At 58.3% G+C, this 23,745-nt stretch carries 24 protein-coding genes; 10 read left to right on the top strand and 14 right to left on the bottom strand.

Features of this window, described 5'->3' with window-relative positions:
* Window positions 1-88 precede the first annotated feature (88 nt).
* Window positions 89-748 (bottom strand): YjbF family lipoprotein, encoded by a 660-nt coding sequence (locus GLP52_RS11900; protein ID WP_093732733.1) that lies wholly within the window; start codon window positions 746-748, stop codon window positions 89-91.
* Window positions 745-2,829: a YjbH domain-containing protein gene (locus GLP52_RS11905; protein WP_237272499.1), complete on the bottom strand. Its 2,085-nt coding sequence runs from the start codon at window positions 2,827-2,829 to the stop codon at window positions 745-747. Before GLP52_RS11905 ends, GLP52_RS11900 begins: the two co-directional genes overlap by 4 nt.
* 176 nt (window positions 2,830-3,005) lie before the next feature.
* Between GLP52_RS11905 and GLP52_RS11910 the strand changes: the two genes are divergently transcribed.
* Window positions 3,006-3,740, top strand: coding sequence for a metallophosphoesterase (locus GLP52_RS11910; protein WP_093732735.1), 735 nt, complete (start codon window positions 3,006-3,008; stop codon window positions 3,738-3,740).
* Between the two features lie 105 nt (window positions 3,741-3,845).
* Window positions 3,846-4,511, top strand: coding sequence for a sugar transferase (locus tag GLP52_RS11915; protein WP_093732837.1), 666 nt, complete (start codon window positions 3,846-3,848; stop codon window positions 4,509-4,511).
* Between the two features lie 44 nt (window positions 4,512-4,555).
* Here GLP52_RS11915 and GLP52_RS11920 read toward each other — a convergent pair whose 3' ends face one another.
* Entirely contained in the window at window positions 4,556-4,825 is a 270-nt protein-coding gene (locus tag GLP52_RS11920) for a spike base protein, RCAP_Rcc01079 family (RefSeq protein ID WP_093732736.1), read from the bottom strand.
* A gap of 121 nt (window positions 4,826-4,946) precedes the next feature.
* Window positions 4,947-7,685, bottom strand: a complete 2,739-nt coding sequence (gene secA / locus GLP52_RS11925) for a preprotein translocase subunit SecA (protein WP_237272501.1) — start codon at window positions 7,683-7,685, stop codon at window positions 4,947-4,949.
* 176 nt (window positions 7,686-7,861) lie between these two features.
* On the opposite strand from secA, the gene GLP52_RS11930 reads away from it, so the two are divergent.
* The 6 genes from GLP52_RS11930 (at window position 7,862) to GLP52_RS11950 (ending at window position 12,450) form a co-directional block, all read left to right on the top strand.
* On the top strand, window positions 7,862-8,752 hold the full coding sequence (locus tag GLP52_RS11930) for a peptidylprolyl isomerase (protein WP_237272502.1): 891 nt from the start codon (window positions 7,862-7,864) through the stop codon (window positions 8,750-8,752).
* A gap of 3 nt (window positions 8,753-8,755) precedes the next feature.
* On the top strand, window positions 8,756-9,982 hold the full coding sequence (gene argJ / locus GLP52_RS11935; protein WP_237272503.1) for a bifunctional glutamate N-acetyltransferase/amino-acid acetyltransferase ArgJ: 1,227 nt from the start codon (window positions 8,756-8,758) through the stop codon (window positions 9,980-9,982).
* Window positions 9,979-10,377 carry an 8-oxo-dGTP diphosphatase MutT gene (gene mutT, locus GLP52_RS11940; protein WP_273053666.1) on the top strand — a complete coding sequence of 133 codons (399 nt, stop codon included), beginning with the start codon at window positions 9,979-9,981 and terminating at the stop codon, window positions 10,375-10,377. Before argJ ends, mutT begins: the two co-directional genes overlap by 4 nt.
* A gap of 126 nt (window positions 10,378-10,503) precedes the next feature.
* Entirely contained in the window at window positions 10,504-10,638 is a 135-nt protein-coding gene (locus GLP52_RS19510; protein ID WP_272903362.1) for a hypothetical protein, read from the top strand.
* An 85-nt stretch (window positions 10,639-10,723) separates the two neighbouring features.
* A complete protein-coding gene (locus GLP52_RS11945) occupies window positions 10,724-11,647 on the top strand; it encodes a diacylglycerol/lipid kinase family protein (protein ID WP_237272504.1) in 924 nt (307 codons plus the stop codon).
* Entirely contained in the window at window positions 11,644-12,450 is an 807-nt protein-coding gene (locus GLP52_RS11950) for a metallophosphoesterase family protein (RefSeq protein WP_237272505.1), read from the top strand. The genes GLP52_RS11945 and GLP52_RS11950 overlap by 4 nt, the downstream gene beginning before the upstream one ends.
* A 1-nt stretch (window position 12,451) precedes the next feature.
* On the opposite strand, the gene infB is transcribed toward GLP52_RS11950, so the two are convergent.
* The 6 genes from infB to pip form a co-directional block, all read right to left on the bottom strand.
* Window positions 12,452-14,935, bottom strand: coding sequence for a translation initiation factor IF-2 (infB, locus tag GLP52_RS11955; protein WP_237272506.1), 2,484 nt, complete (start codon window positions 14,933-14,935; stop codon window positions 12,452-12,454).
* Window positions 14,936-14,944: 9 nt separating this feature from the next.
* Window positions 14,945-15,565 (bottom strand): RNA-binding protein, encoded by a 621-nt coding sequence (locus GLP52_RS11960; RefSeq protein WP_093732744.1) that lies wholly within the window; start codon window positions 15,563-15,565, stop codon window positions 14,945-14,947.
* Between the two features lie 22 nt (window positions 15,566-15,587).
* A complete protein-coding gene (gene nusA, locus GLP52_RS11965) occupies window positions 15,588-17,216 on the bottom strand; it encodes a transcription termination factor NusA (RefSeq protein ID WP_237272507.1) in 1,629 nt (542 codons plus the stop codon).
* Window positions 17,217-17,795: a ribosome maturation factor RimP gene (gene rimP, locus GLP52_RS11970; RefSeq protein WP_093732746.1), complete on the bottom strand. Its 579-nt coding sequence runs from the start codon at window positions 17,793-17,795 to the stop codon at window positions 17,217-17,219.
* A 163-nt stretch (window positions 17,796-17,958) separates the two neighbouring features.
* Complete coding sequence (locus GLP52_RS11975; protein WP_093732747.1) at window positions 17,959-18,807, bottom strand: ABC transporter substrate-binding protein; 849 nt, start codon at window positions 18,805-18,807, stop codon at window positions 17,959-17,961.
* Complete coding sequence (gene pip, locus GLP52_RS11980) at window positions 18,804-19,775, bottom strand: prolyl aminopeptidase (protein WP_237272508.1); 972 nt, start codon at window positions 19,773-19,775, stop codon at window positions 18,804-18,806. The genes GLP52_RS11975 and pip overlap by 4 nt, the downstream gene beginning before the upstream one ends.
* A gap of 48 nt (window positions 19,776-19,823) precedes the next feature.
* Between pip and ubiG the strand changes: the two genes are divergently transcribed.
* Complete coding sequence (ubiG, locus tag GLP52_RS11985) at window positions 19,824-20,570, top strand: bifunctional 2-polyprenyl-6-hydroxyphenol methylase/3-demethylubiquinol 3-O-methyltransferase UbiG (RefSeq protein ID WP_237272509.1); 747 nt, start codon at window positions 19,824-19,826, stop codon at window positions 20,568-20,570.
* A gap of 12 nt (window positions 20,571-20,582) precedes the next feature.
* Here the strand turns inward: ubiG and GLP52_RS11990 are convergent, their stop codons facing one another.
* The 4 genes from GLP52_RS11990 to GLP52_RS12005 are packed head-to-tail and all read right to left on the bottom strand — an operon-like array spanning window position 20,583 to window position 22,882.
* Window positions 20,583-21,020 (bottom strand): MarR family winged helix-turn-helix transcriptional regulator, encoded by a 438-nt coding sequence (locus tag GLP52_RS11990; RefSeq protein WP_093732750.1) that lies wholly within the window; start codon window positions 21,018-21,020, stop codon window positions 20,583-20,585.
* Between the two features lie 9 nt (window positions 21,021-21,029).
* Window positions 21,030-21,860, bottom strand: coding sequence for a carbon-nitrogen hydrolase family protein (locus tag GLP52_RS11995; RefSeq protein ID WP_237272510.1), 831 nt, complete (start codon window positions 21,858-21,860; stop codon window positions 21,030-21,032).
* On the bottom strand, window positions 21,860-22,117 hold the full coding sequence (gene grxC, locus GLP52_RS12000) for a glutaredoxin 3 (protein WP_093732752.1): 258 nt from the start codon (window positions 22,115-22,117) through the stop codon (window positions 21,860-21,862). The genes GLP52_RS11995 and grxC overlap by 1 nt, the downstream gene beginning before the upstream one ends.
* Before the next feature lie 36 nt (window positions 22,118-22,153).
* Entirely contained in the window at window positions 22,154-22,882 is a 729-nt protein-coding gene (locus tag GLP52_RS12005) for a ComF family protein (protein WP_237272511.1), read from the bottom strand.
* Window positions 22,883-22,899: 17 nt separating this feature from the next.
* Between GLP52_RS12005 and GLP52_RS12010 the strand changes: the two genes are divergently transcribed.
* On the top strand, window positions 22,900-23,718 hold the full coding sequence (locus GLP52_RS12010; protein WP_237272512.1) for an SAM-dependent methyltransferase: 819 nt from the start codon (window positions 22,900-22,902) through the stop codon (window positions 23,716-23,718).
* The last annotated feature ends 27 nt before the right edge of the window (window positions 23,719-23,745 follow it).

The raw sequence follows: 23,745 nt of genomic DNA on the forward strand, positions 1-23,745 counted from the left end.
CCAAAATAGCTACCACTAGGTATCGCACTTTAATACTCCCATTCATCATGTGACACCTCGCCCCCAGACAGGTTCGGCCCCGGTTAAACTAGCGTGCAGCAGCCTTGGTCATAAGATACCCGACTTCGCCGCCAGCCCATTGCCGCGCCTGAACAATGGCACTGCTGTTTACACTGACCCAATACGTATTCCGAAACGACTGGTCCAGACTTTTACAATCCTCTGTCACCTTACGCGTCGCCACTGCGCCGATTTCAAGCGCCAGTGTTGCACTGCCTTGATTTTCGACCAAACACCGGTATGCCCGCGTAGAGATTTCATCGGTCCCCGTCAGATTGCTGTGCAGCCGGTCGGAATAACCGCCACGCCCAGACAAGATCAACGCTTTGGGCTCGGACACATCCGCGGCAAACAGCTCGGAGCCAAGCCCACGCGTGCCCTGCAGCATGCCGTCTTCCAACATCAGCGCCGTCAAATCCGAACTCAGCCAGGTATCGACGCCGTTCACCCGCGCTTCGCGCAGCATGCGGCCGGTTTGCTTTCGGTTTTCCACCGTGAGCAGCAGCGCGGGATTAGAGGTGTCCTCCACCAGCGCAGCAAAGCGTGGTGGGAACCCCTGCGAGGTCTTGGGCACAACAGAATCGTCGTCCACAGCAACCGCGACACCACGTGCCAGCAGGCCTTTGCTTTCACTACAGGCGGACAGGCCCGCCAGACATAACCCGAGGGTAAGCGCACGTAAGATCATCGCAGGTATCTCCCCCAGCTGTCCCGCAGCTCTTTGCCGCGATAATCGCGCACGACCCCATGCAAACGGTTGGCCACAGCAAGACGCGCGCCACCGTCACGGGTGATCGGTTTGATGGTTTGTTGGATTTTCGTACGCGACGGACGCCCGGTGATCCACGACAGAGGCACCTCGAACCGCAATCCTTTGTCAAAGGACCCTTCGCCAAAATCGTCAAACGACACATCCGTCAGCGTGAAATACCCGCCAACCTTGAACCCGTTGTTGAACTCGCGATCCAGTGACAACGTCGCGCCGTAATCGCCCGCGAGATAGCGACCCACGTCAAGCTGGCCGTAAAACCCGTTGCCCAGATCGTAATAGGCCGAAGCGTGACCGGTCACGACATCGTAATCCTGGAACCCGAACAACATGTCAAAATCACGCTGTTTGACATAGTTTAGCTCCGCACCAAGCGCGAGACGGCTGGCCATCGGGTACCACAGCACCTCGGTCGAAACACCACCGAACATCCCTTCGAGATACCCAGCCGAGACGCGGCCAAACAAGTCCTTGCCCGGACGGAACAGATATTCGGCTGTCAGGCTGTTAACCTCAAGATCAGATTCCTTGGCATAGCGCACAGCATTCGTACGCACTGGTTCGATGACCGAGTCAGACACGCGGAATGAATCGGCGATATTGCCCACCAGCGGGTAGCGGAACCGACCGGCAAAGGTCAGGCCCGGACGCGGCCGGTAATCCATCTTGAGCTGAACACCAAAATCGGCCCGAATTGGGCTGTTCGGGTCAAAATACGACGTCGCCAGATAGGGTCCGAAAGACGTGTCGAACACGGGATAGATATCCGCCAACTCGCCATCACGCCCCTGCGTATGCCCGTCTTCCAAACGCGCCCGCGCCAAGCTGCGCCACGCACCGTCATAATCATACTGCAGCTCTTCCAGATCAGACCGCTGCGTGACGATCTGGCTAAGCGGCACGCCGCGTTCAAGGAAAACGACGGTGAATTCTTCGATAGCGGGCGGCAGTGTCACCGCCATGGCCCGCGCTGTGCGTCCCGCCGCTTGGGCTTCGTTATTGAAACGGCTATTCTCAACACGCACCGTCGCGCGGGTGCCCGACATGATGAACCCTTGCAGCTCCAGCCCGTCTTCCGCGAGCACGCGCTGCAACACAGTCTCTACCGCATTACGCCCACCACCCGCAGCCGCGTTGTTCCATTCTGCAATGGCCAACCGATTGCGTGCGCCGACCGTCCGCGGGGCCTGCTCCAACCCGCCGGGAACCGATGGGGTCTTGGGATTGATGATATAGCTCAGTTGCGCGCCGACCTCATGCCCACCCACAACGAACCCCTTGAGGTTGACGCCGTTCTTAAACCGATACTCCAGCCCCACATTGATCGGCGAAGACACGTCAATACCGGTGTTCACCGATTCCCGCGTGTATTCATCAGGCGAGTATTCCGCAAACAGCGTCGCTTGATCAGAGAGGTTCCATTTCACGCCGACAAAGGGAGAGGTAGGACCGCTGAACCAATTGCCGGTCTCTAACTGCCCGCCACGGTTCGCATCCCGCGTCCTTGTATCAAAACGCTCAGAGAGCACACTGAACGGGTTCGAAAATGAATTCCGCCCCGCAAGACGCCCCCAGCCCAAGCCGCCGGTGACTTCCAGCTTTGAGCCAAAGCTTTTGGTGGCAACGAAATATTCGCTGCTCAGGATACCGGTACCCAGAAAGTCGCGCAGGCCCACGGCAAACGCGGGGCGCACATCGGTTTCGTCCCAAATCTGGTAATGAACATCAAAACTACGGTCAAAGGTATCGCCGTCCAGTACCGCACTGGAGCTGATATCCTTGATACGAGAGTAGCGGAATGTACCATAAAGGCGCGGCAAAACCTGAAAGGTCGCGGAATACCGATAATTTGGACCAAAGGCGCTGGCCGTAAATGCCAGATCGCCATCCTTCAGCACTCGCGCCGTTGGCATTTCGATCAGACCGGGCGTCCCGTAGGTCGACAGCGATTGGGCAGATGTCTGGGAAAGGCTGACAACGCCGAACACTCCGGCTAACATCGTACAAGCGAGTTTCCTCAAGTGGCCTTGCATCTGACAACCTGCCTATTAATTAACTGTTTCCAATACCGGGACCGTAGAGAAGTTTGAGGTGGACTACACTTTGTGTGCCGCCAGTCAACGGATTTACCATTGCGTTGCGCCAGTTTTGCAACACAGAGGACGCTTGAAAAACGATGCTAAACCGTTGGTTTAAACGCCGTCAACCAGACCCAGAGCCTGAACCGCATTTCGACCCCATCACGCCGGACGTACCCGTGGTCGCGATTGGCGATATCCACGGTCGTTTCGACTTGCTGGAGCGGCTTCCAGAACCCTCTCGTGGTACGCAGGTGATTTGTGTCGGTGATCTGGTCGACCGCGGCGAACAAAGCGCACAGGTCTTGCGCGCCCTGCACAGCCAGCCGGATATCATTACGCTGATGGGCAACCACGAGCAGATGATGCTAAAATTTATTGATAATCCGAAAGAGAACGGCCAGCGCTGGCTGCGCTATGGCGGGCTGCAAACCCTATCGAGTTTTGACGTCTCGGGCGTATCGCAAACCTCTTCTGGAGCCGAGCTTGAGCGGGCCCGTGATGCATTGCGCGAGGCCATGGGCGATGCGCTGGTTGACTGGGTGACCAACCTGCCGACCTCTTGGGTCAGCGGCAATGTTGCCTTTGTTCACGCCGCGGCTAACCCATTGATTTCTCTAAAGGATCAGGAAAGCCGCACGTTGCTTTGGGGGCATGAGGATTTCGGGCGCAAACGCCGTCGCGACGGTATGTGGATCGTGCACGGGCATACGATTGTCGACACGCCTATGGTCAAGGGCGGCGTTGTTTCGATCGATACCGGAGCCTACGCAACCGACAAATTGACCGCCGCAACCATCCATAATGGTGAGGTCGAATTCAGCTACGCCTGATCTGATAGCGGCCCGGCTTTAACCGCGCCTTAGGATACCTCTGCTTTAGCTGACACATCGGCAAAGTCGCCGGTTTTACTTGTTGGTTCAAAGCACGGGGTGATGATGGCGTTTATCGAGGTAGGGATAAGACGGGGCGGTGGTCCCTACGTGGGCCGGCTACTGTATCATCGCGTAGGAAAGCGGCTGTTCGATCTATCAGTCAGCCTTGTGCTGCTGCCCTTGATACTACTGCTGATCGTTCTGTTGTGCTGTTATATGGCCACTCACGGGCAAATCGGTCTATATGCCCATCCACGAATCGGACGGGCTGGCAAACCGTTCCGCTGCTGGAAAATCACGACAATGGTACCCAACGCTCAGGCCGTCTTGCCAGCGATTCTTTCTGCCCGACCGGACTACGCGCTGGAATGGGCCCTGTACCAAAAGCTGAGAAATGATCCCCGTGTCATCCCCGGCGGCCAATTTCTGCGGCGCACGGGCTTGGACGAGTTGCCCCAAATCTGGAATGTCCTCCGGGGCGATATGTCGTTGGTCGGACCTCGTCCCGTGACGCGCAGCGAGTTGCACAGCTATGGGGAAGCACGTGGCGCGTATCAATCGGTGCGCCCCGGCATCACCGGACTATGGCAAGTCGCAGGGCGCGGTGTAATGCTGTTCGATGAACGCGTCACGCTTGATGAACGCTATACGCAGCAGATGTGCTTTGCCGGTGATCTACAGATCATCGCACGGACCCTGCCCGTTTTGCTGCGCCCCACCGGTCACTAAGGGGGCGCAGCACTGGCCACAGTATGTGGCAATCGGCTTGCGCGCTAAACCAACCCTTTGATCCCTGTGGCCGTCGTACCGGTGCCCCGCACTTGCGCGACCCGAAACGGATAGACGACCCCGGCCATCAGCCCGACCAACGTGATCGCATCCCCGCTCTTAAGCGTCACCGCTACATCGCCTGGCCCACCAATCATAAAGCCTCGTGTGACCTGCGGCAGGTCGGCGGCATCATCTGGCACGACATCAAAGGCCCCACAAATCGGGCCGGTTAATCCTGCAGTATAGTCCCTGAAATTGTCAGTAATTGGCATGTCACTCTCCTTTATTGGACAGCGCAGCTTGGTCTACTGACCCTACCTAAAACTTATCCCACCGTACGGTCCTGCCGCAAAAGGGGCCTCCAAGGCCGTCAAGCGGCCTTGGAGCTATCACTTACGCAAGCTTGCCGTGGCAATGCTTGAATTTCTCACCAGATCCGCAGGGACATTCGTCATTGCGCGAAGGGTTGCCCCATGTGGTCGGGTCATTCTCGTCAAACCCAGCAACGGCAGTCGATCCCGTCTCCGTAGTCGCCGTAGTCTCCGTAGCCGCCGGCGCTGCGCTGTTGTCTTCGGCCGCTTGCGCTGCTGCAACCTGTGCACCTGCCTGACGTTCCTGCATTTGCGACATCAGCTGCTGTTGTTCTTCTTCCGTCATCGGACGGATTTGACCCAGTTTCTGTGTCACTTCGGTCCGGAGACTGTCCAGCATGCTCTCGAACAGCTGGAAGGATTCGTTTTTATACTCGTTCAACGGATCCCGCTGCGCGTAGCCGCGGAAGCCCACGACCGACCGCAGATGCTCTAGCGTCAAAAGGTGGTCACGCCATTTGCCGTCGATCGCCTGCAACAACACCTGCTTTTCAATGTTGCGCATGTTCTCGGGGCCGAACTGTTCAGCCTTTTGCGCCATCATGGAATCGCTGGCCTCGATCAGACGTTCGCGGATCACTTCGTCGTCCACGCCCTCTTCTTCACACCAGGCCGCGACAGGTTCGTTCAGGTTCAACTGTTCGACAACCGCGGCTTGGAAACCTTGTGTATCCCACTGATCTGCATAAGTTTTTGGCGGCATAAACTGGTCGATCAGATCGTCAATTACCTGCTCGCGCATGTCGGCGGTGATCTCTTGCAGGTCGGCGGCTTCCATGATGTCGCGGCGCTGGCCAAAGATGACCTTCCGCTGGTCGTTCATCACATCATCGAACTTCAACAGCTGTTTCCGAATGTCAAAGTTGCGGCCTTCGACCTTGGCCTGCGCTCGTTCAAGTGACTTGTTGACCCAAGGGTGCACAATCGACTCGCCCTCTTTGAGACCAAGTGTGGTCAACACTTTCTCAAGCCGTTCCGACCCAAAGATACGCATCAAATCGTCTTCGAGCGACAGATAGAACGACGACCGGCCCGGGTCACCCTGACGGCCGGAACGACCACGCAGCTGGTTATCGATCCGCCGGCTTTCGTGACGTTCAGAGGCCAGAACATAAAGGCCACCGGCCTCCAGTACTTTTTTCTTTTCGTCCGCGTGCTCCGCCTCGATCTTTTCACGAATGGCAACGGGATCGGCCTCTGGATCGGCGTCCAGTGCTTCGATCACCTTCAGCTCGACGTTGCCGCCCAGCTGAATGTCGGTGCCGCGACCGGCCATGTTTGTGGCAATGGTCACCGCGCCGAATTTGCCCGCATCTGCGACAATCTGGGCTTCTTGTTCGTGCTGGCGTGCGTTCAAAACATTATGCGTAATGCCCGCTTCGGTCAGCATCTGGCTAAGCATTTCAGATTTCTCGATAGAGGTCGTTCCCACCAGAACCGGCTGGCCTATCGCATTGGCTTCTTTGACCTTTTCGATCATCGCCTGATATTTCTCCAGCGCGGAACGATAGACTTGGTCATCTTCGTCCACGCGTGCGACGGGCACGTTGGTCGGCACAACCACAACACCCAGACCGTAAATTTCGGCGAACTCTTCGGCTTCGGTTTCGGCAGTACCCGTCATGCCCGCCAACTTGTTGTACAGTCGAAAATAATTCTGGAACGTGACGGAGGCGAGTGTCACGTTTTCAGGCTGGATCTGGCAACCTTCCTTCGCTTCGATCGCTTGATGCAACCCGTCGGACAGACGACGACCAGACATCATACGCCCGGTGAATTCGTCGATCAGCATCACTTCGCCATCACGCACGATGTAATCCTTGTCGCGCTGAAACAACTTATGCGCCCGCAAACCTTGGTTTACGTGGTGCACGACCGTGGTGCTTTCGGGGTCATACATCGTGAACCCTTCTTCCAGCAGTCCGCGGCTCAGCAGCTCTTGCTCGAGGAAGTCGTTCCCTTCGTCAGTAAAGGTCACGTTGCGGGTTTTTTCGTCCAGCTCGTAGTGGCTTTCATCAAGCAGCGGGATCACATCATCGACGATTTTATACATCTCGGAGCGGTCTTGCGACGGGCCAGAGATAATCAGTGGCGTCCGGGCTTCATCGATCAGAATACTGTCGACCTCATCCACGATGGCGAAGTTGTGCTGCTTCTGGAAAATCTGACTCAGCTCGGATTTCATGTTATCGCGCAGATAGTCAAAGCCCAGCTCGTTGTTCGTGGCGTAGGTCACATCGCACTCATACGCGGCGCGTTTGTCTTCCTCGGTCATGCCGGACACCGCAGCACCCGTGGTCAGCCCCAGCGAGGCAAAGACCTTGCCCATCCAGTCGGCATCCCGCTTTACGAGGTATTCGTTCACCGTCACGACGTGCACGCCCTTGCCGGTCAGCGCATTTAGATAGGCGGCCAGCGTGGCGGTCAGGGTTTTACCCTCACCGGTTTTCTGCTCGGATATGTTGCCCTGATGCAGGAAAATGGCCGACATCAACTGCGTGTCAAAGGCGCGCAGACCCAAGGTCCGGCGTGCGCCTTCACGGCAGTTTGCAAAGGCTTCCGGCAGCAGGTCATCCAGGCTTTCGCCATCGTTTGCCCGCTTGCGCAGCTCTTCTGTTTTTTGCTTTAGACCGTCGTCGGTCAAAGCCAAGAATTCGTCTTCCAGCGCGTTGATTTGTTCAACCAGCGGGCGGGTCGCCTTGATTTTACGGTCGTTTGGAGTCCCAAAGACTTTTTTGGCGAGTGTTCCGATGCCCAGCATGCAATCTCCTGCCGAAGTTAAGTTCCTAGGCGTCCATCTGCTTGCCGAGCCGCCGGACAGCCCCTAGATACAAGACTGAACGTGCGCCAAGGCCGCGCCCATAGGGCGATGTAAGGGTCGCACTAAACCGTGTCAATGTAGCAGCCCTTTGCGGCTGCCAAACCAAGGACAGATACATGCAAAAACCTCTCACTTTTCTGGCACCATTCATGGTGGCAGCGTCGCTTGCCCTGCCCACTTTTGCGCAGGACGATGCTGCCGCAAACACCGATGCGCAGACCGATGCACAAACGGACGTTACCGCTGAAACAGTAGTTGCTACAGTCAACGGCACCAACATTACGATCGGCAACATGATCATCGCCCGCGCCACCTTGCCAGAGCAGTATCAACAACTGCCGCCAGAGGTTCTGTTCAAAGGTATTCTGGACCAACTCGTGCAGCAAACCGCTCTTTCGCAGGATTACGAAGGCGATCTGCCAACGCGCATCACACTGGCGCTGGAAAACGAACGCCGCCAGCTGATCGCAGGCGAAGTGATCGAAAAAGCGATGGCACAGGACGTGTCGCAGGAAGAGCTGCAAGCCGCCTATGACGAAGCCTACACCGATGCGGAACCAACCGAAGAGTTCAGCGCGTCGCACATTCTGGTAGAGACAGAAGAAGATGCCAAAGCCGTCAAGACCGAGCTTGATGAGGGTGCGGATTTCGCCGAGCTGGCGAAAGAAAAATCCACGGGTCCCTCCGGTCCTGCAGGCGGTACTCTGGGATGGTTCGGGCCCGGCATGATGGTGCCCGCGTTTGAAACCGCTGTCGCCGAGCTTGAAGTCGGTGCTGTATCCGAACCGGTTGAAACCCAGTTTGGCTGGCATGTCATCAAACTGGACGAGAAGCGCCAGAAAGAAGCGCCTACGCTCGACGAAGTAAAAGACGAGCTGGAAACTCAGGTGCGCCAAGTCAAAGCACAAGCCTTGATCGAAGAAACCACCGAAGCCGCAGATGTTGACCGTTCGGCTGCTGACGCAGTTGATCCCACGGTTCTGACCAACCTGGGCTTGTTGGAGTAATCAATGGGCAAGATCACCGCTGTATCCCCGCTGGCACCCGATCACTTTCCTGATCTTCCTGTCATTGATGGTGTGCGTTTCGCCACCATCGCGGCGGGGGTACGGTATCAAGGCCGCACGGATGTGATGCTGGCTGAATTGACTCCCGGCTCTACGGTGGCGGGGGCGTTTACCCGCTCTGCCACCCGTGCGGCCCCTGTTCTGGACTGTCAGGCCAAAATCGGCGCGACATCGGATACGGGCGCTGCGATCCTGGTCAATTCTGGCAACGCCAATGCCTTTACCGGCAAAGGCGGCGTCATCGCAGTCGAGGCGATTACCGCCGCGGTTGCCGATGTGTGCAACATCCCCCAGTCGCGGGTTTTCACCTCGTCGACCGGCGTGATTGGCGAACCATTGCCCCACGACCGGATCACGGCTGTTCTCGCCGACCTCAAGGGCGCGCTGTCCGACAAGGGCATTTCGGATGCCGCCAAGGCGATCATGACCACGGATACCTTCGCCAAAGGGGCGCGTGCCGAGGTCGAAATTGACGGAAAAACAGTCTCTATTGCGGGGATTGCGAAGGGATCGGGTATGATCGCGCCGGATATGGCGACGATGCTGGTCTATATCTTCACCGACGCAGTTGTTAGCCAACCTGCCCTGCAAAAGATGCTGTCGACCCACACGGATAGCACTTTTAACTGTATCACCGTCGACAGCGACACATCGACCTCCGACAGTTTGATCCTTGCAGCGACCGGCGCGTCGGGCGTGGACGCAAGCGAGAGCGAAGCGTTTTCTGATGCGTTGCACGGCGTCATGTTGAACCTTGCGCATCAGGTTGTGCAAGACGGCGAAGGGGCGACCAAATTCGTCGAAATCGCCATCACAGGTGCCGCGACGGATGCGGATGCCAAGACGCACGGCATGGCTATTGCCAACTCACCGCTGATCAAAACCGCGATTGCCGGCCAAGACCCGAACTGGGGCCGCGTTGTTATGGCGATCGGTAAATCCGGTGCCGCGGCGGATCGTGATCGGCTGTCGATCCGCTTTGGCGACGTTGAGGTCGCAAAAGACGGCTGGCGCAGCCCCGACTACTCGGAAGAGGCGGCGGCGGCGCATATGAAGGGTCAGAACATCACCATTGGTGTTGATCTGGGACTTGGCGACGGCAAGGCAACGGTTTGGACCTGCGACCTGACCCACGGCTATATTGAAATCAACGCGGACTATCGCTCGTGAAGGTTGTACTGGTCTCGGCGGTTGCCCTGATCGATGTGGACGGGCGCGTACTTTTGGCACAGCGCCCGCCCGGCAAATCCATGGCTGGACTGTGGGAATTTCCGGGCGGCAAGGTCGAAGCGGGCGAAACACCCGAAGCCGCGCTGATCCGCGAATTGCAGGAAGAGCTGGGCATAGATACATGGACGTCCTGCCTTGCGCCGCTGACCTTTGCCAGCCACGCCTATGATGATTTCCACCTGCTGATGCCCCTGTTTGCCTGCCGCAAATGGAATGGCACGCCGCAGGCGCGCGAAGGACAGACTCTGAAATGGGTCCGTGCTAATGCGCTGAAGGATTATCCGATGCCCCCTGCGGACATCCCCCTGCTCCCGATCCTGCGCGACTGGCTTTAGGGCCAGCGCCCCTACGCCTCTGTTTCTTTAAGCGTTAAAATGCTGCGCTATCGACTTTTTTGTTGCTAGACTTGAGCAAACAGTCGCTTATAAAGTTGCAACTGCAGGTTCTTCGGGGAGGAAGTAATGCTACGTACAATTACAATTGGCTCTACAGTGTCCGTACAGGGTATTTTCGTACGCGACATGCCAGATGGCCGGATATCGGTTAAGGTCGATAACGCGATCTACACAGGCAAGCCAATCCAGCGCCTAAGCTGACCCTCCAACACGCCAAACTGCCGCGAAACATCTGAACTATCCTCTTTCCCAAGCGTTTGCTTAGGTCATCAAGGATGGATCAAGCATGAAGCCTTCGCGCGTAGTCGTTATTCTGAACAAGGGCTCTGGCCGCAAAGACGGCATAGAACGCAGGTCCCGTATTTCAGACCGGTTTGAACACCACGACATTTCCGTCAGCTTCGTTGAATTTTCGCCCAATGGCGCAGATCTTGGTAAGCTGGCGCAATCTACAGCCGAGGATAACCCCGACGCGACCATCGTCGCCTCCGGTGGGGACGGCACTATTAGCGGCGTTGCCGCTGGGCTGGCGCATGTGCCCAATCAGATGGGCATTATTCCTGCGGGGACATTCAACTATTTCGCGCGTTCTTTGAACCTGCCCGAAACGGTCGATGAAGCCGTCGATGTCATCGCCAATGGCGTGTTGCGGCCCACGGATATCGCTAAGATCAACGGCAACGCCTTCCTGAACAACGCCAGCATCGGGGCCTATGCCGCCATTCTGAAAACCCGCGAAGGCATATACGACCGCTGGGGCCGCAGCCGGATCGCCGCCTATTGGTCGGTGGTCAAGGCGTTGGCTACGCTTCGTGCGCCGCTTAAACTGACAGTCACAGTCGATGGAAAATCGTTTAAACACCGGACCCCTTTGGTCTTTGCTATCAGCAACGCTTTTCAATTGAACCAGATGGGTCTCAGTGGTGAAGACTGTATCGCCAAGGGCGGCATGGTGCTGCTGGTCGCCCCGGACACGAACCGTTGGGGCTTGTTGAAACACGCCGCAGCACTGGCGTTTGGCGTTGCGAAACGGGAAACCGACTATCAAATGCACTGCGGGAACGAGATCACGCTTGAAATGGCCCACAAATCACGCCCCATCGCCCGCGACGGAGAGCTGAGCCGCATGAAAGGTCCGTTCAAGCTAGAGATGCAGCGCGAGGCGTTGCAACTTATCGTGCCCGCCGAATTCAACGAGGTTGTAAGATGAGCACATTGGTGCACCTATCCGATTTACACTTTGGCAAAGACCGACCGGATCTGCTGGAACCGCTGGTGACCTGCGTAAACGCGCTTGAGCCGGATATCGTCGCCATTTCAGGCGATTTCACGCAACGCGCCCGGCGTAGTCAGTTTGAAGAAGCCCAAGACTTTATCCAGCGCCTCAATGCCCCCGTTCTAGGCGTGCCGGGCAACCATGATGTGCTGCTGGACCGCCCCTTTCAACGGTTTTTTATGCCGTGGCGCCGGTACCGTAAGTGGATCAACCCCGACCTTACCCCACGGTTCGAGGATGACGAGATGGTGGTGATCGGTATCAATTCGGTCGACCGGTTTTCATGGCAGACAGGGAAGTTGACAGCGGGGCGGATTGCCCATGCCTGTAAAGCGATGGATGATACCGCCGCGCGCAAGGCGCGCATTTTGGTGGTCCACCATCCGCTACAGCATCCCAACCATACCAAAAAGAAACCGATCCCCGGCGCGGACATTGCATTGGAAAAGCTGCTGTCGTGCGGGGCGAACCTGATCCTCTCGGGGCACTTACACACGTGGCACGCGGAAAACTTCACCGTCGAATCCGGCGGCACCACTGCGATCCAGTTGCACGCCGGGACAAGCCTGTCGTCGCGGGTCCGCGGAGAGCCGAATGACTTTAACCTCGTCAAAATCACGGACGACCAGGTCTGTGTCGACCGGCTGAGCTTTAATGAGGATAAACGGGCGTTTGAAACGACAGAAGCCCGGACATTTAACCGGGCTTCTGATCATCAAATATCGAACGAGGTTTAACTCACTCGAGCGTGCGGACGACTTCTTCACGTGTGAAGATCTCGATAACGTCGCCGGGACGGATGTCTTCGTAGTTCTCGAACGCCATACCACATTCCTGGCCTGACGGTACTTCGGAAACTTCGTCCTTGAAGCGCTTGAGCGTTTTCAGTGTGCCCTCGTGGATCACAACGTTCTCGCGAAGCAAGCGAACACCAGCAGCGCGGCTTGCTTTGCCTTCGGTCACAAGACAGCCCGCAACCTTGCCAACGCCGGTCACTTTGAACACTTCCTTGATCGACGCATAGCCGATGAAATGTTCGCGGATCTCGTTGCTCAGCAGGCCGCTCGCCGCCGCTTTCACATCATCAATCATGTCATAGATGACAGAGTAATAACGGATCTCGACGCCTTTTTGGTTGGCTGAGGCACGGGCCGACGCGTTTGCGCGGACGTTGAAGCCGATAATCGGCGCGTTCGATGCTTCGGCAAGGCCGACATCGGTGTCTGTGATCGCACCGACACCCGAATGCAGAACCCGTACGCGGACTTCGTCGTTGCCGATTTTCTCCATCGCTTGCACGATCGCTTCGGCAGAGCCACGCACGTCTGCTTTGATCAACAAAGGCAGCTCGCTTACTGTCTCGTTCACCTTGGCATTCGCCATCAGCTGTTCCAGCGTCGTCGCCGCACCGGCCGCAGCGCGTTTATCCTTGGCGGCTTTTTCGCGATATTCTGCGATCTCACGCGCCTGCGCTTCGGTTTCGGTCACGTTCAACACGTCGCCCGCACCTGGTGTCCCATTGAGGCCAAGCACCTCGACAGGCACCGACGGGCCGGCTTCTGTGACGCGTTCACCCATGTCGTTGATCAGCGCACGAACCTTACCGTACTGCTCGCCCACGACAAAGATGTCGCCTTGGCGCAGGGTACCATTCTGAATAAGCACAGTTGCGACAGGACCACGGCCCACGTCAAGCTGCGCTTCGATCACGGCACCAACCGCGGCACGGTTCGGGTTCGCTTTCAGTTCCAACAGTTCCGCCTGCAGCGCGATGGCTTCCAGCAGTTCGTCCAGACCTTGACCCGTTGCAGCCGACACTTCGACGTCCTGCGTTTCACCGGACATCTTTTCGACGATGACCTCGTGTTGCAGCAGATCGGTACGAACTTTGTCAGGGTTGGCTTCGTATTTGTCGATCTTGTTGATCGCCACGATCATCGGCACTTTTGCCGCTTTCGCGTGGTGGATCGCTTCGATCGTCTGAGGCATCACAGCGTCATCCGCAGCGACGACCAGCACAACGATGTCGGTGACTTGCGCACCGCGCGACCGCATCGAGGTAAAGGCAGCGTGGCCCGGTGTATCGAGGAAGCTCAGAACCTGACCGTTGTCGGTTGTGACCTGATAGGCACCGATGTGCTGCGTGATACCGCCCGCTTCACCAGTCTGAACCTTGGCCTTGCGGATCGCATCAAGCAGCGATGTTTTACCGTGGTCAACGTGGCCCATGATTGTGATGACCGGAGGACGCGAGACCAGATCTTTCGGATCGTCTTCGGCTTCTTTGATCACATCTTCGACGTCGGCGTCAGAGACGCGTACGACTTTGTGGCCGAATTCCTCGATGATCAGTTCGGCAGTATCCGCATCAATGGTTTCATTCTGCGTCACCATCATGCCGTTGGTCATCAAAGCTTTGACAACCGCGCCGACGCGTTCCGCCATACGGTTGGCCAGTTCAGAGACAACAATCGCGGGGGGCAGATTGACATTGCGCACAATCTTTTCACGCTCGACCGAACCGCCCATGGCCTTCTGGCGCTGACGTTCCTGCTTGCGCTTCATCTGCGCCATAGAGCGCTGACGGCCACCTTCGCCACCGGACAGAGCCTGGTTCAGCGTCAGTTTGCCGGAACGACGGCTGTCGTCGCCACCCTTGTTGCGCTTGTTGGTTTCCTCGCGGTCGCCTTCTTTCTTGCGTGCCACAGGTGTTGGCGCGCCAGATTTTACGTTTGGCGTACGCGGTGCGGCAGGGGCCGCTGCGGGTGCTGATGCAGCGACTGCCGCGGCTTCCGCTTCTTTTTTGCGACGCTCGTCCTCTTCGGCTTTCGCCTTCAGGCTTTCGATGCGCTCGCGTTCTTCGGCTTCTTTCGCGTCGATTTCGGCACGACGGCGCTCGCGGTCTTCCGCGCGGGCCTTTTCGTCGGCTGCGCGTGCTTCGGCTTCTTCTGCCTCGCGGGCACGGGCAGCCTGAACCGCCTTCAGCCGGCGTTCCATTTCGGAATCCGTGATGCCTGCCGGACGCTTGGAGGGATCCCCGAGCGATGGATTGCTACCGCCGCCGGCTTTTGCGCCAGCAGGTTTGGGCACCACAACGCGCTTGCGCTTGGTCTCGACCACGACGTTTTTAGTCCGTCCGTGGCTAAAGCTTTGCTTTACGTTACCAGGGCGCGAAGGCGCACCCCGCAGGCCCAATGTCTTTTTGCCGTCACTATCGCTCATGAAGCTCGTCTATCCTTTCGGGTGACCGTTGCCACCCTCGTTTATGCGCACGCCTTTTAACCGCTGAGCTTCCTCTACAACACGAGAGGTAAGACCACCAGAGGCGAGCGCCCCATGTATCACAGTTTGGCGTCCGAATGCCAAACCCAATTCGTCTGCCGTCAGCCAGCCAATGTAATGACCGAAATGCGGCGTACTTAGTTTCGATTTGCCGCGGCCTGATCCATCTACTGCTTGGATCAACACTTCGGCTTCTTCCATTTGCAGCCAACCTTTGACTTTTTCGTAGCCCGCAACGGCCTTACCGGCCTTGCGTTGCAACGAAATCAGGTCAACCACACGGCGAACAAGCTGCTTTTCAACTTCTTCCACCAAATCATCGGCAACCTTTACAGGTTGCTTGGCCGAGCGGGCGAACAAGCCCTTCTTGGCCGCTTTTTCCAACGCATCCCGATCTGCCGACACATACATCCCCCGACCGGGCAGTTTTCCCAGAATATCCGGGAAAACATGCATGTCGGGACCAACAACAAAGCGGATCAGCCCGTTTTTGGGCTGCGCCTCGCCAGTGGCGATACACTTTCGTTCGGGACCGTCTTCCCGGTCTTTAGAAACGCCACCACGTGTCATATCGTTCCCCAAAGCCCCGCGATCAGGCCTCGGCCTCCTCGTCCGTGTCGATATCGGCATCAAGGTCTTCTTCAACCTCGTCCGCCTCAAGCTCTGCGGGATCGACCCAGCCCAGCAAGACGCGCGCCGTCATGATCAACTTTTGCGCATCTTCCAGCGAAAGGTCGAAAGGTTCAAGTGTCCCGTCATCCTTGGTGCGTTCGCCATTCACGGTCGTCCAGCCGCCAGCCAGTTCCCAATCCGCGCAAGTCGCGAAATCTTCGAGCGTTTTGACGTCGTCCTTGGCAAGTGCCTCAATCATTTGGGGTGTCAGGCCGTCGAATTCAATAAGCGTGTCGTCCACGCCCAAGGCACGGGCCGCATCAATCGCCGCTTTGTTCTGCGCTTCGATCACATCACGGGCACGGGCCTGCAGTTCGCTGGCCGTGTCTTCGTCAACGCCGTCGATGACCAAAAGCTCGTCTACTTCGACATAAGCAACTTCTTCGAGGTTGCTGAACCCTTCGGAAACCAGAAGCTGGGCAAAGAATTCATCCAGATCCAGATTGTCCATGAACAGCTTGGTGCGCAGTTCGAACTCGGCCTGACGGCGCTGGCTCTCTTGCTCTTCTGTCATGATGTCGATGGCCAGACCGGTCAGCTGCGATGCCAGACGTACGTTCTGACCACGACGGCCAATCGCCAGCGACAGTTGCTCTTCGGGCACGACGACTTCGATTTTGCCGGCTTCTTCGTCCAGAACAACCTTGGAGACTTCAGCAGGCTGAAGCGCGTTGACCAAGAATGTGGGCTGGTCTTCGTTCCATGGAATAATGTCGATCTTCTCGCCCTGAAGCTCGTTCACGACGGCCTGAACACGGCTGCCGCGCATACCAACGCAGGCACCAACCGGATCGATCGAGTTATCATAGCTGATCACGGCAATCTTGGCACGCGAACCGGGGTCACGGGCAACGGCCTTAATCTCGATGATGCCGTCATAGATTTCGGGCACTTCCATTTTGAACAGTTCGGCCATGAATTCAGGCGCGGTACGGCTCAGGAAGATTTGCGGGCCACGCTGTTCGCGGCGCACGTCTTTGATGTACACGCGGATACGGTCGTTCGGACGGTAGCTTTCGCGGCCGATCTTTTCGTTACGACGCAGGATCGCTTCGCCAGCACCCACATCGACGATGACGTTGCCGTATTCCTCGCGCTTGACCAGACCATTGATGATTGTACCGGCGCGGTCTTTGAATTCTTCGTACTGGCGGTCACGCTCAGCTTCGCGGACCTTTTGCAAGATCACCTGTTTGGCGGATTGCGCCGCGATGCGACCCATCTCAACCGGTGGGACTTCTTCGCTGAATTCCTGACCGACTTCGGGGTTGGTCATATACTGCTTGGCCTGCTCAACCGTGAATTCTGCCTGATAGTTTTCAAACTCGTCGTCGGACACAACCGTACGGACACGGGTAAAGGTCGCGCGACCGGTCTTGCGGTCGATCGCGACGCGAATGTCCATTTCAGCGCCGTAGCGCGACTTGGCCGCCCGAGCGAGCGATTCTTCCATCGCTTCAACCACCAGATTGGGGTCGATCATCTTTTCGCGGGCCACAGCCTCGGCGGTTTGCAGCAGTTCCAGCTGGTTGGCAGATGTAATGGCCATTTAGTCGTCTCCCTCGGTGGACCCTTCGGTCTCGATGTCATCGAATTTGGTTTCGTCAATCGCACCGGACGCTTTACGCTGGCGCAGCATTTCTTTGATCAGGTCGTCGGTCAGAACCAGTTTCGCGTCGGTCAGCCAGTCGAACTTGAGCCCGATGGTGCCTTCTTCAACGTTGATGAGCACCTCGTCGCCCTCAACGCCCGCCAGTTCGCCCTTAAAGCGACGACGCCCATCGATCAGGTCGGCAGTTTCGATCTTGGCCTCATAGCCCTCGAACATCTCGAAGTCCTTGAGGCGCGTCAGCGGGCGGTCGATGCCGGGGCTGGAAACCTCAAGAGTATACTCTTCGATGATCGGGTCCTCAACGTCGAGAACGGCGCTGACAGACTGGCTGATCAAGGCCAGCTCGTCCACTTCGATGCCGCCGTCAGGACGGTCCGCCATAAGCTGTAAGGTGGTCGTTTTGCCTGACATCAGGCGCACGCGCACAAGTTCAAACCCCAGATCCTCGATCACCGGTGTGATGATCTCGGCCATACGGCGATCAATGGCTGCTTTTGCAATCAGGTCGTTGTTCATATTCTCACTATCATCCTGCAGTTTTGAGCAGGCACAAAAAAACGGGCGCGCGGCCCGTGTTCAAGATCGGTGGAGCCTCAGGTGTGGACCCCGGTGCGCCGCTGTTATGACGTCATATACGCCTGTATATGTGAAACTGCAAGCCCCCGTCTGCCTGCCCCGCCTAGGCCAGCCACCATCGCTCGGCCGCACGCAGGTTATCCAGCGGTCGGTGTTGGCCGGTACGCAGGGGCATGGCGATGCTGCGCGACACCGCGTGCGTCACCCCCCGGGCATGGGGCAACAGGGCAATATCATCATAGGATTGAAGGGCTTCGCCATCGTTCAGGTCGGCAGCCTCGACCAGATATTCGGCCATCGCCTGAGCACGGACCTGCTGCGCGGGGATGGAAACCAGTTCCACCGTATCGAACCATCCGGCGCTGCGCCCTTTGTAATGATCTGCCACACGTTCGGCCAAAACCTGCTGACCCGGCGTAAATCTTCGCAGACGGTACAGGCCGGTGCCGATGCCGTCGTCCATCGCATGGGCCGCGCGAATAACATGGCGCGGGTCCGCCAGCGTAAAGGGCAAATCCATCGCAGGCATAGTCATCGTGATGCGCACCTGATGCGTTCCGGTCGCCTCCACCACACCGTCCAATGCCAAGGACGCGACAATATCGCGCGCAGTCATGGGACGTTGATCGTGAAACAGCACATCCTTGCGCAGATCAACCAGCCAGACGCGCCCGTTGTCGCTGCCCTGCCACGCGGTTGCCAGCTCTCCGCGCAATGTCCCGTCTGCAGCGATTTCGGTCAACGTGTCAAAGATCAGCCCCTGCCGCGCCACCTGCATGAACAGGCCATCGCCCTGCCCCCATGTATCGCTGCGCGCCGCCCCCGAGAGCGCCATCCGCAACCGTCCGCCCGCTTTGGGCATCGACGCCGCCGACACACCCGTCGCAGCCAACAAGGCAGCAGCGGCACCCGAGGCAAATAAAGCACGACGGTCCATCAAAGAGCGGGTCATTGCGCTGCGATCCGGTCCATCGTGCGCACCAGTTCGGCGCTGATCCCGGGTTCGGACAGCGCATGGCCCGCATTACGCACCATCTTGAGCTCGGCATTAGGCCAAGCCTGCGCCAGCTCATACGCGCTTGAAGGGGGGCAAATCATATCGTAGCGGCCTTGCACAATCACGCCAGGAATATGGGCAATGCGATCCACATGCGCAAGGATCTGGCCGTCAAACTCAAGAAAACCCGCGTTGGTGAAATAGTGATTCTCAAGTCGGGCAAAGGTGCGCGAATACTCTCCGGGTCCCTCATACGACCCGCCCGATGAATGGATCGACGCCAGCCCGTTTTCCCACGCGGCCCAGGCCTTGCCGTATTTCACTTCGGTCATGCGGTCGCCACAGAACAAGCGCCGGTGATAGGCCGCGATCAGATCGCCGTGCTCTGCTTCGGGGATCAGGCCGGTGAACCGCGCCCAAAGGTCAGGCCAGAACTTGCCCGCGCCACCGCCATAGAACCAGTCAAGCTCGGCCTGCGTCATCATAAAGACGCCGCGCAGGATGATGTTGCGGACCCGATCAGGGTGCGCTTCGGCATAGATCAACGCCAGCGTCGCCCCCCAGCTGCCGCCAAAGGCGATCCATTTCTCGATGCCAAGCGCTTCGCGGATATGTTCGATATCCGATACCAGATCCCACGTCGTGTTGTTGATGACCGACGCAAAAGGTTTGGACCGCCCGCACCCGCGTTGGTCAAACAGGATCACATGGTACTTTTCGGGGTCGAAATAGCGCCGCATCGACGGGCTGCACCCGCCGCCGGGGCCACCATGCAGGACCACCACGGGGATGCCATCGGGGTTGCCGCATTGCTCGACATAGATCGAATGACCATCGCCTACGTCCATCATCCGCTGATCGAACGGATCGATCGGTGGGTGAAGATATTGCACTGCGCGCTTTTGGTCCGGGATTTTGTCCATTACAGCCCTATATAGTCATTGGACCCAAAAGAGCACAGAGAGATCAGAATGCAAGCGCCTCAAAGCACAGTTGACCCCGCCGAGATCGAAAAGTTTCAGGCCATGGCCGCTGAATGGTGGGACGAGAACGGCAAGTTCAAGCCGCTGCATATGCTCAACCCATGCCGATTGGATTACATCACCACCCAGATCGCCGGAGAGTTCGACCGCGATCTGAAATCGCCCGAACCGTTTCGTGGGCTGCGGATTCTGGACATCGGCTGCGGCGGCGGGCTGCTGTCTGAACCGATGGCGCGTTTGGGCGCGACTGTGATCGGTGCCGATGCCGCCGCGGGCAACATTCCGGTGGCGCAAGTCCATGCCCAGCAATCGGGGCTCGAGATCGACTATCGCCACACCACAGCCGAGGCACTGGCTGAAGCGGGTGAACAGTTCGACGTTGTGCTGAACATGGAGGTGGTCGAGCACGTCGCCTCGCCCATCGACTATCTGATCGCCTGCCGCACCTTGCTGAAACCCGGCGGGCTGCACATCTGTTCGACACTGAACCGCAACCCCAAGTCTTTCATGATGGCGATTGTCGGCGCAGAGCATGTCATGCGCTGGCTGCCCAAAGGCACACATGACTGGTCAAAGTTCATCACACCTGACGAACTCTTTGACCTGCTGCATAAGGCAGGGCTAACGGCGGTAGATCGCAAGGGGTTCGTGTTTAACCCGATCGCATGGTCTTGGCGTCTGTCCGATCGTGACCTGAGCGTGAATTACGTCACCGCCAGCCTTAAGCCAGAGTGACCCAACCCGGCGTCAGCCTTCCAGCTGGCGCCGCAGAGCGCGTAGGGTTTCGAGCGTGGCACGCACCTGCGCCTCGCCCAGATCATCGGCCACGTCATTGATCAACGGCGAGATTTGCCGGATCGCATGGTCCCGCGCATTCCGGCCCGCAGGGCTGATCGCCACCATCTTGCGCCGTGCATCGTCCCAATCCGGGCGGATATGCACATAGCCCGCCCAAACCAGTTTGTTCAGCGTATTCGTCATCGCGCCGCGGGTCACGTTGAACGTTTCGGCCAGTTGCGCGGGGGTCTTTTCGCCGTCATGCCATGCCAGATTGTTCAGCACCGAAAAATGCGAAATCTCCATCCCTTTAGGCAGCGCCCGGGTCAGCCGGGTGCGCATCCGTTGATCAGCCGACAGCAATTCGCTGATCAAGGTGATCGCAAGTGAGTTTCGATTTTCCGTCATAGTCGTCTTCTAAGGTGCCCCAAATTCCCGCCGGTTGGCAAGACTGGGTACGCGGGTACGTGCCTCATGTACACGCGCCATGTCCAGCGTGAACGGGTAAATGCCCGGCGCGGTGCCGGCATCCAAAAGCACCTCTCCCCACGGGGCGACGACCAGCGAATGGCCAAAGGTGTCGCGGGTCTTGTGACGATCGCTGGGATGGGTGCCGGTTTGCGCGGGGGCCAACACGAAACACCCTGTCTCGATCGCGCGGGCGCGCAGCAGCGTATGCCAATGGGCCGCACCGGTCACGGGCGAGAACGCGGCAGGCATGGTCAGGATCGTGGCCCCTGCATCCGCCAGCGCCTGATAAAGCTTGGGAAAGCGCATATCGTAACAGATGCTCATCCCGATTTTGGCAAAAGGGGTCTGCGCCACAACGGCTTGATCGCCGGGACGGTAGCCAGCCGATTCGCGGTAGCTTTCGCCTTCGTCGATATCCACGTCGAACATGTGGATCTTGTCATAGCGGGCTTTGATCTGGCCCTGCGGATCAATCACAAACGACCGGTTGGCAAAGCGCCCGTCCGCATCCCCCGTCTTGAACCCCAGCGATCCGATCAACAACCAGATGCCAGCCTCTCGCGCCGCGTCGCGCAGCGCGGCTAGAGTGATGTCGTCTTCCTCGTACTGCAAAACGCTGCGCTGATGATCGCGGCTGGTGGACACGCAGTTCGTCACCTCGGGCGTCAGAATAAACTCCGCCCCCTGCGCTGCGGCATCGCGCACCATCTCTACCGTGCCCGCCAGATTGCGGGCCGGTGTGTCGCTGACATTCAGCTGGATCAGGGCCGCCCGCATTAGGCTGCCAACAACGCGTCCAGCTTGCCCGCACGTTCCAGTGCATACAGATCGTCACAGCCGCCAACATGGGTATCCCCGATAAAGATTTGCGGCACCGTGCGCCCGCCATTGGCACGCGTGATCATCTCGGACTTGCGCTCTGGCTGAGCCAATACGTCGACTTCGGCAAAGCTGATGCCTTTTTCATTCAGCAGACGTTTGGCAGCATGGCAAAAACCGCAAAGCGGCGATGTATAGATCTCGACAGGTTGCATGTTGATGTCCTTTCAACAAATGGGTTGGATTAAGACTTAAGTATCTTTTGCCACTCTTGCCAGTGTCACAATGCAGATTGGACCTGCCCCGACCGCCAGACAGGCAGACGCTGCCGCCTGCAACGTCGCACCAGAGGTCATCACGTCATCCACCAACAACACAGGTCGCCCCACCATTACGTGGGCGCGGCGCGGGTGGGCCGTGATCGCACCGTCCAGATGGGCAAAGCGTTCGCCCCGCCCTTTGCCATCCAGCGATTGCGTACGCCTGACCCTGCGCAGCGCATCGGGGCACCACCCGAGCCCCCGCTCACGGGCAATCGCCTTGGCGAGCAGGGCCGACTGGTTGAACCGCCGTTTCCACAGCCGCGACCAATGTAGCGGCACCGGTATGACCAGAGTCGTGGGGGTGACGAACGGCGCAATCACGCGTGCCATCCAGCGCCCTGCGGGTTTGGCGATGTCCTGACGGTCGCCATGCTTGAGCGCCAGAACCAGACGGCGGCCCGTCTCGCGGTATAGCAGCGCCGCCCGCCCATGATCCCACAAAGGCGGATGGGCCAGACAGGCGTCGCATAAAGCATCCCCGTCGGCACCGTCGCCCAGCAATGGCACACCGCAGGTTTCACAAACAACGCCGTCAATAAACGCCGTATCCCGCCAGCACGGCCCGCATAGCCCGCCATCCCCGTCCACAGGTGCGCCGCACGCCAGACAGGACGGCGGGTAAATCAACGCAACAGCGGTTTGTAACTGGCCTCGCATGACCTTATTATCCTTTCATGAACGCTTCACACACCCTGACAGATCGCGCGGCCCTGACCCGCAACCGCAGCCGCGCCACAGATGACGCCCTGTTTCTGCACCGTGCCGCCTTTGAAGAAGTCGATGATCGGCTTGCTCTGGTTAACAGAAGCTTTAAATCTGCGGCGATTGTCACAGGTTTTCCGCAGGTCTGGGGCGCATTGCACCCGACTGCGACGCTGGTCAGCGATACGGACACGCTGGCGCTGACCCAAGGCGCGCATGATCTGGTGGTACATGCCATGGGGATGCATTGGGCGAATGATCCGGTGGGGCAGATCATCCAGTCGCGCCGTGCACTGCAACCGGACGGGCTGTTCCTCAGCGTCGGGTTCGGGGGGCAAACCCTGCATGAACTGCGCGCCTGTCTGGGGCAAGCCGAAGCCGCAATCACCGGCGGCCTGTCGCCGCGCATCGCCCCTATGGCCGAGTTGCGTGATATCGGCGGGCTGCTGCAACGGGCGGGGCTTGCGCTGCCGGTGGCGGATTCCGTGACGCTGACCGTTGAATATACCGACATCTGGCACCTGATGCGCGATCTGCGCGCCATGGGCGAGGCCAACGCGATGGACAGCCGGTTGCGCCGCCCCAGTGGCCGCGCGATTTTTGACGCCGCGGGGCAGCTATACCATGACCACTATGCGACCCCAGAGGGGCGCATCAAAGCGACGTTTGAGCTGGTGTTTCTGGCGGGCTGGGCACCGGCCGACACCCAGCCGAAACCCTTGCGACCCGGCTCTGCGCAGCAGCGGTTAGCGGATGCGCTGGCCACCGCAGAAACGCCGCTGCGCGATTGACGCCCGACCCAAACCGTTTATCTCAGC

It is taken from the genome of Sulfitobacter sp. M22, from assembly GCF_021736025.1.
GTDB classification, from domain to species: domain Bacteria; phylum Pseudomonadota; class Alphaproteobacteria; order Rhodobacterales; family Rhodobacteraceae; genus Sulfitobacter; species Sulfitobacter litoralis.

Excerpts from the sequence above, each read along its gene's own strand:
- GLP52_RS11900 (WP_093732733.1), bottom strand. The coding sequence starts at position 748 with ATGATCTTACGTGCGCTTACCCTCGGGTTATGTCTGGCGGGCCTGTCC.
- GLP52_RS11905 (WP_237272499.1), bottom strand. The coding sequence starts at position 2,829 with ATGTTAGCCGGAGTGTTCGGCGTTGTCAGCCTTTCCCAGACATCTGCC.
- GLP52_RS11910 (WP_093732735.1), top strand. The coding sequence starts at position 3,006 with ATGCTAAACCGTTGGTTTAAACGCCGTCAACCAGACCCAGAGCCTGAA.
- GLP52_RS11915 (WP_093732837.1), top strand. The coding sequence starts at position 3,846 with ATGGCGTTTATCGAGGTAGGGATAAGACGGGGCGGTGGTCCCTACGTG.
- GLP52_RS11920 (WP_093732736.1), bottom strand. The coding sequence starts at position 4,825 with ATGCCAATTACTGACAATTTCAGGGACTATACTGCAGGATTAACCGGC.
- secA (WP_237272501.1), bottom strand. The coding sequence starts at position 7,685 with ATGCTGGGCATCGGAACACTCGCCAAAAAAGTCTTTGGGACTCCAAAC.
- GLP52_RS11930 (WP_237272502.1), top strand. The coding sequence starts at position 7,862 with ATGCAAAAACCTCTCACTTTTCTGGCACCATTCATGGTGGCAGCGTCG.
- argJ (WP_237272503.1), top strand. The coding sequence starts at position 8,756 with ATGGGCAAGATCACCGCTGTATCCCCGCTGGCACCCGATCACTTTCCT.
- GLP52_RS19510 (WP_272903362.1), top strand. The coding sequence starts at position 10,504 with ATGCTACGTACAATTACAATTGGCTCTACAGTGTCCGTACAGGGTATT.
- GLP52_RS11945 (WP_237272504.1), top strand. The coding sequence starts at position 10,724 with ATGAAGCCTTCGCGCGTAGTCGTTATTCTGAACAAGGGCTCTGGCCGC.
- GLP52_RS11950 (WP_237272505.1), top strand. The coding sequence starts at position 11,644 with ATGAGCACATTGGTGCACCTATCCGATTTACACTTTGGCAAAGACCGA.
- infB (WP_237272506.1), bottom strand. The coding sequence starts at position 14,935 with ATGAGCGATAGTGACGGCAAAAAGACATTGGGCCTGCGGGGTGCGCCT.
- GLP52_RS11960 (WP_093732744.1), bottom strand. The coding sequence starts at position 15,565 with ATGACACGTGGTGGCGTTTCTAAAGACCGGGAAGACGGTCCCGAACGA.
- nusA (WP_237272507.1), bottom strand. The coding sequence starts at position 17,216 with ATGGCCATTACATCTGCCAACCAGCTGGAACTGCTGCAAACCGCCGAG.
- rimP (WP_093732746.1), bottom strand. The coding sequence starts at position 17,795 with ATGAACAACGACCTGATTGCAAAAGCAGCCATTGATCGCCGTATGGCC.
- GLP52_RS11975 (WP_093732747.1), bottom strand. The coding sequence starts at position 18,807 with ATGACCCGCTCTTTGATGGACCGTCGTGCTTTATTTGCCTCGGGTGCC.
- pip (WP_237272508.1), bottom strand. The coding sequence starts at position 19,775 with ATGGACAAAATCCCGGACCAAAAGCGCGCAGTGCAATATCTTCACCCA.
- ubiG (WP_237272509.1), top strand. The coding sequence starts at position 19,824 with ATGCAAGCGCCTCAAAGCACAGTTGACCCCGCCGAGATCGAAAAGTTT.
- GLP52_RS11990 (WP_093732750.1), bottom strand. The coding sequence starts at position 21,020 with ATGACGGAAAATCGAAACTCACTTGCGATCACCTTGATCAGCGAATTG.
- GLP52_RS11995 (WP_237272510.1), bottom strand. The coding sequence starts at position 21,860 with ATGCGGGCGGCCCTGATCCAGCTGAATGTCAGCGACACACCGGCCCGC.
- grxC (WP_093732752.1), bottom strand. The coding sequence starts at position 22,117 with ATGCAACCTGTCGAGATCTATACATCGCCGCTTTGCGGTTTTTGCCAT.
- GLP52_RS12005 (WP_237272511.1), bottom strand. The coding sequence starts at position 22,882 with ATGCGAGGCCAGTTACAAACCGCTGTTGCGTTGATTTACCCGCCGTCC.
- GLP52_RS12010 (WP_237272512.1), top strand. The coding sequence starts at position 22,900 with ATGAACGCTTCACACACCCTGACAGATCGCGCGGCCCTGACCCGCAAC.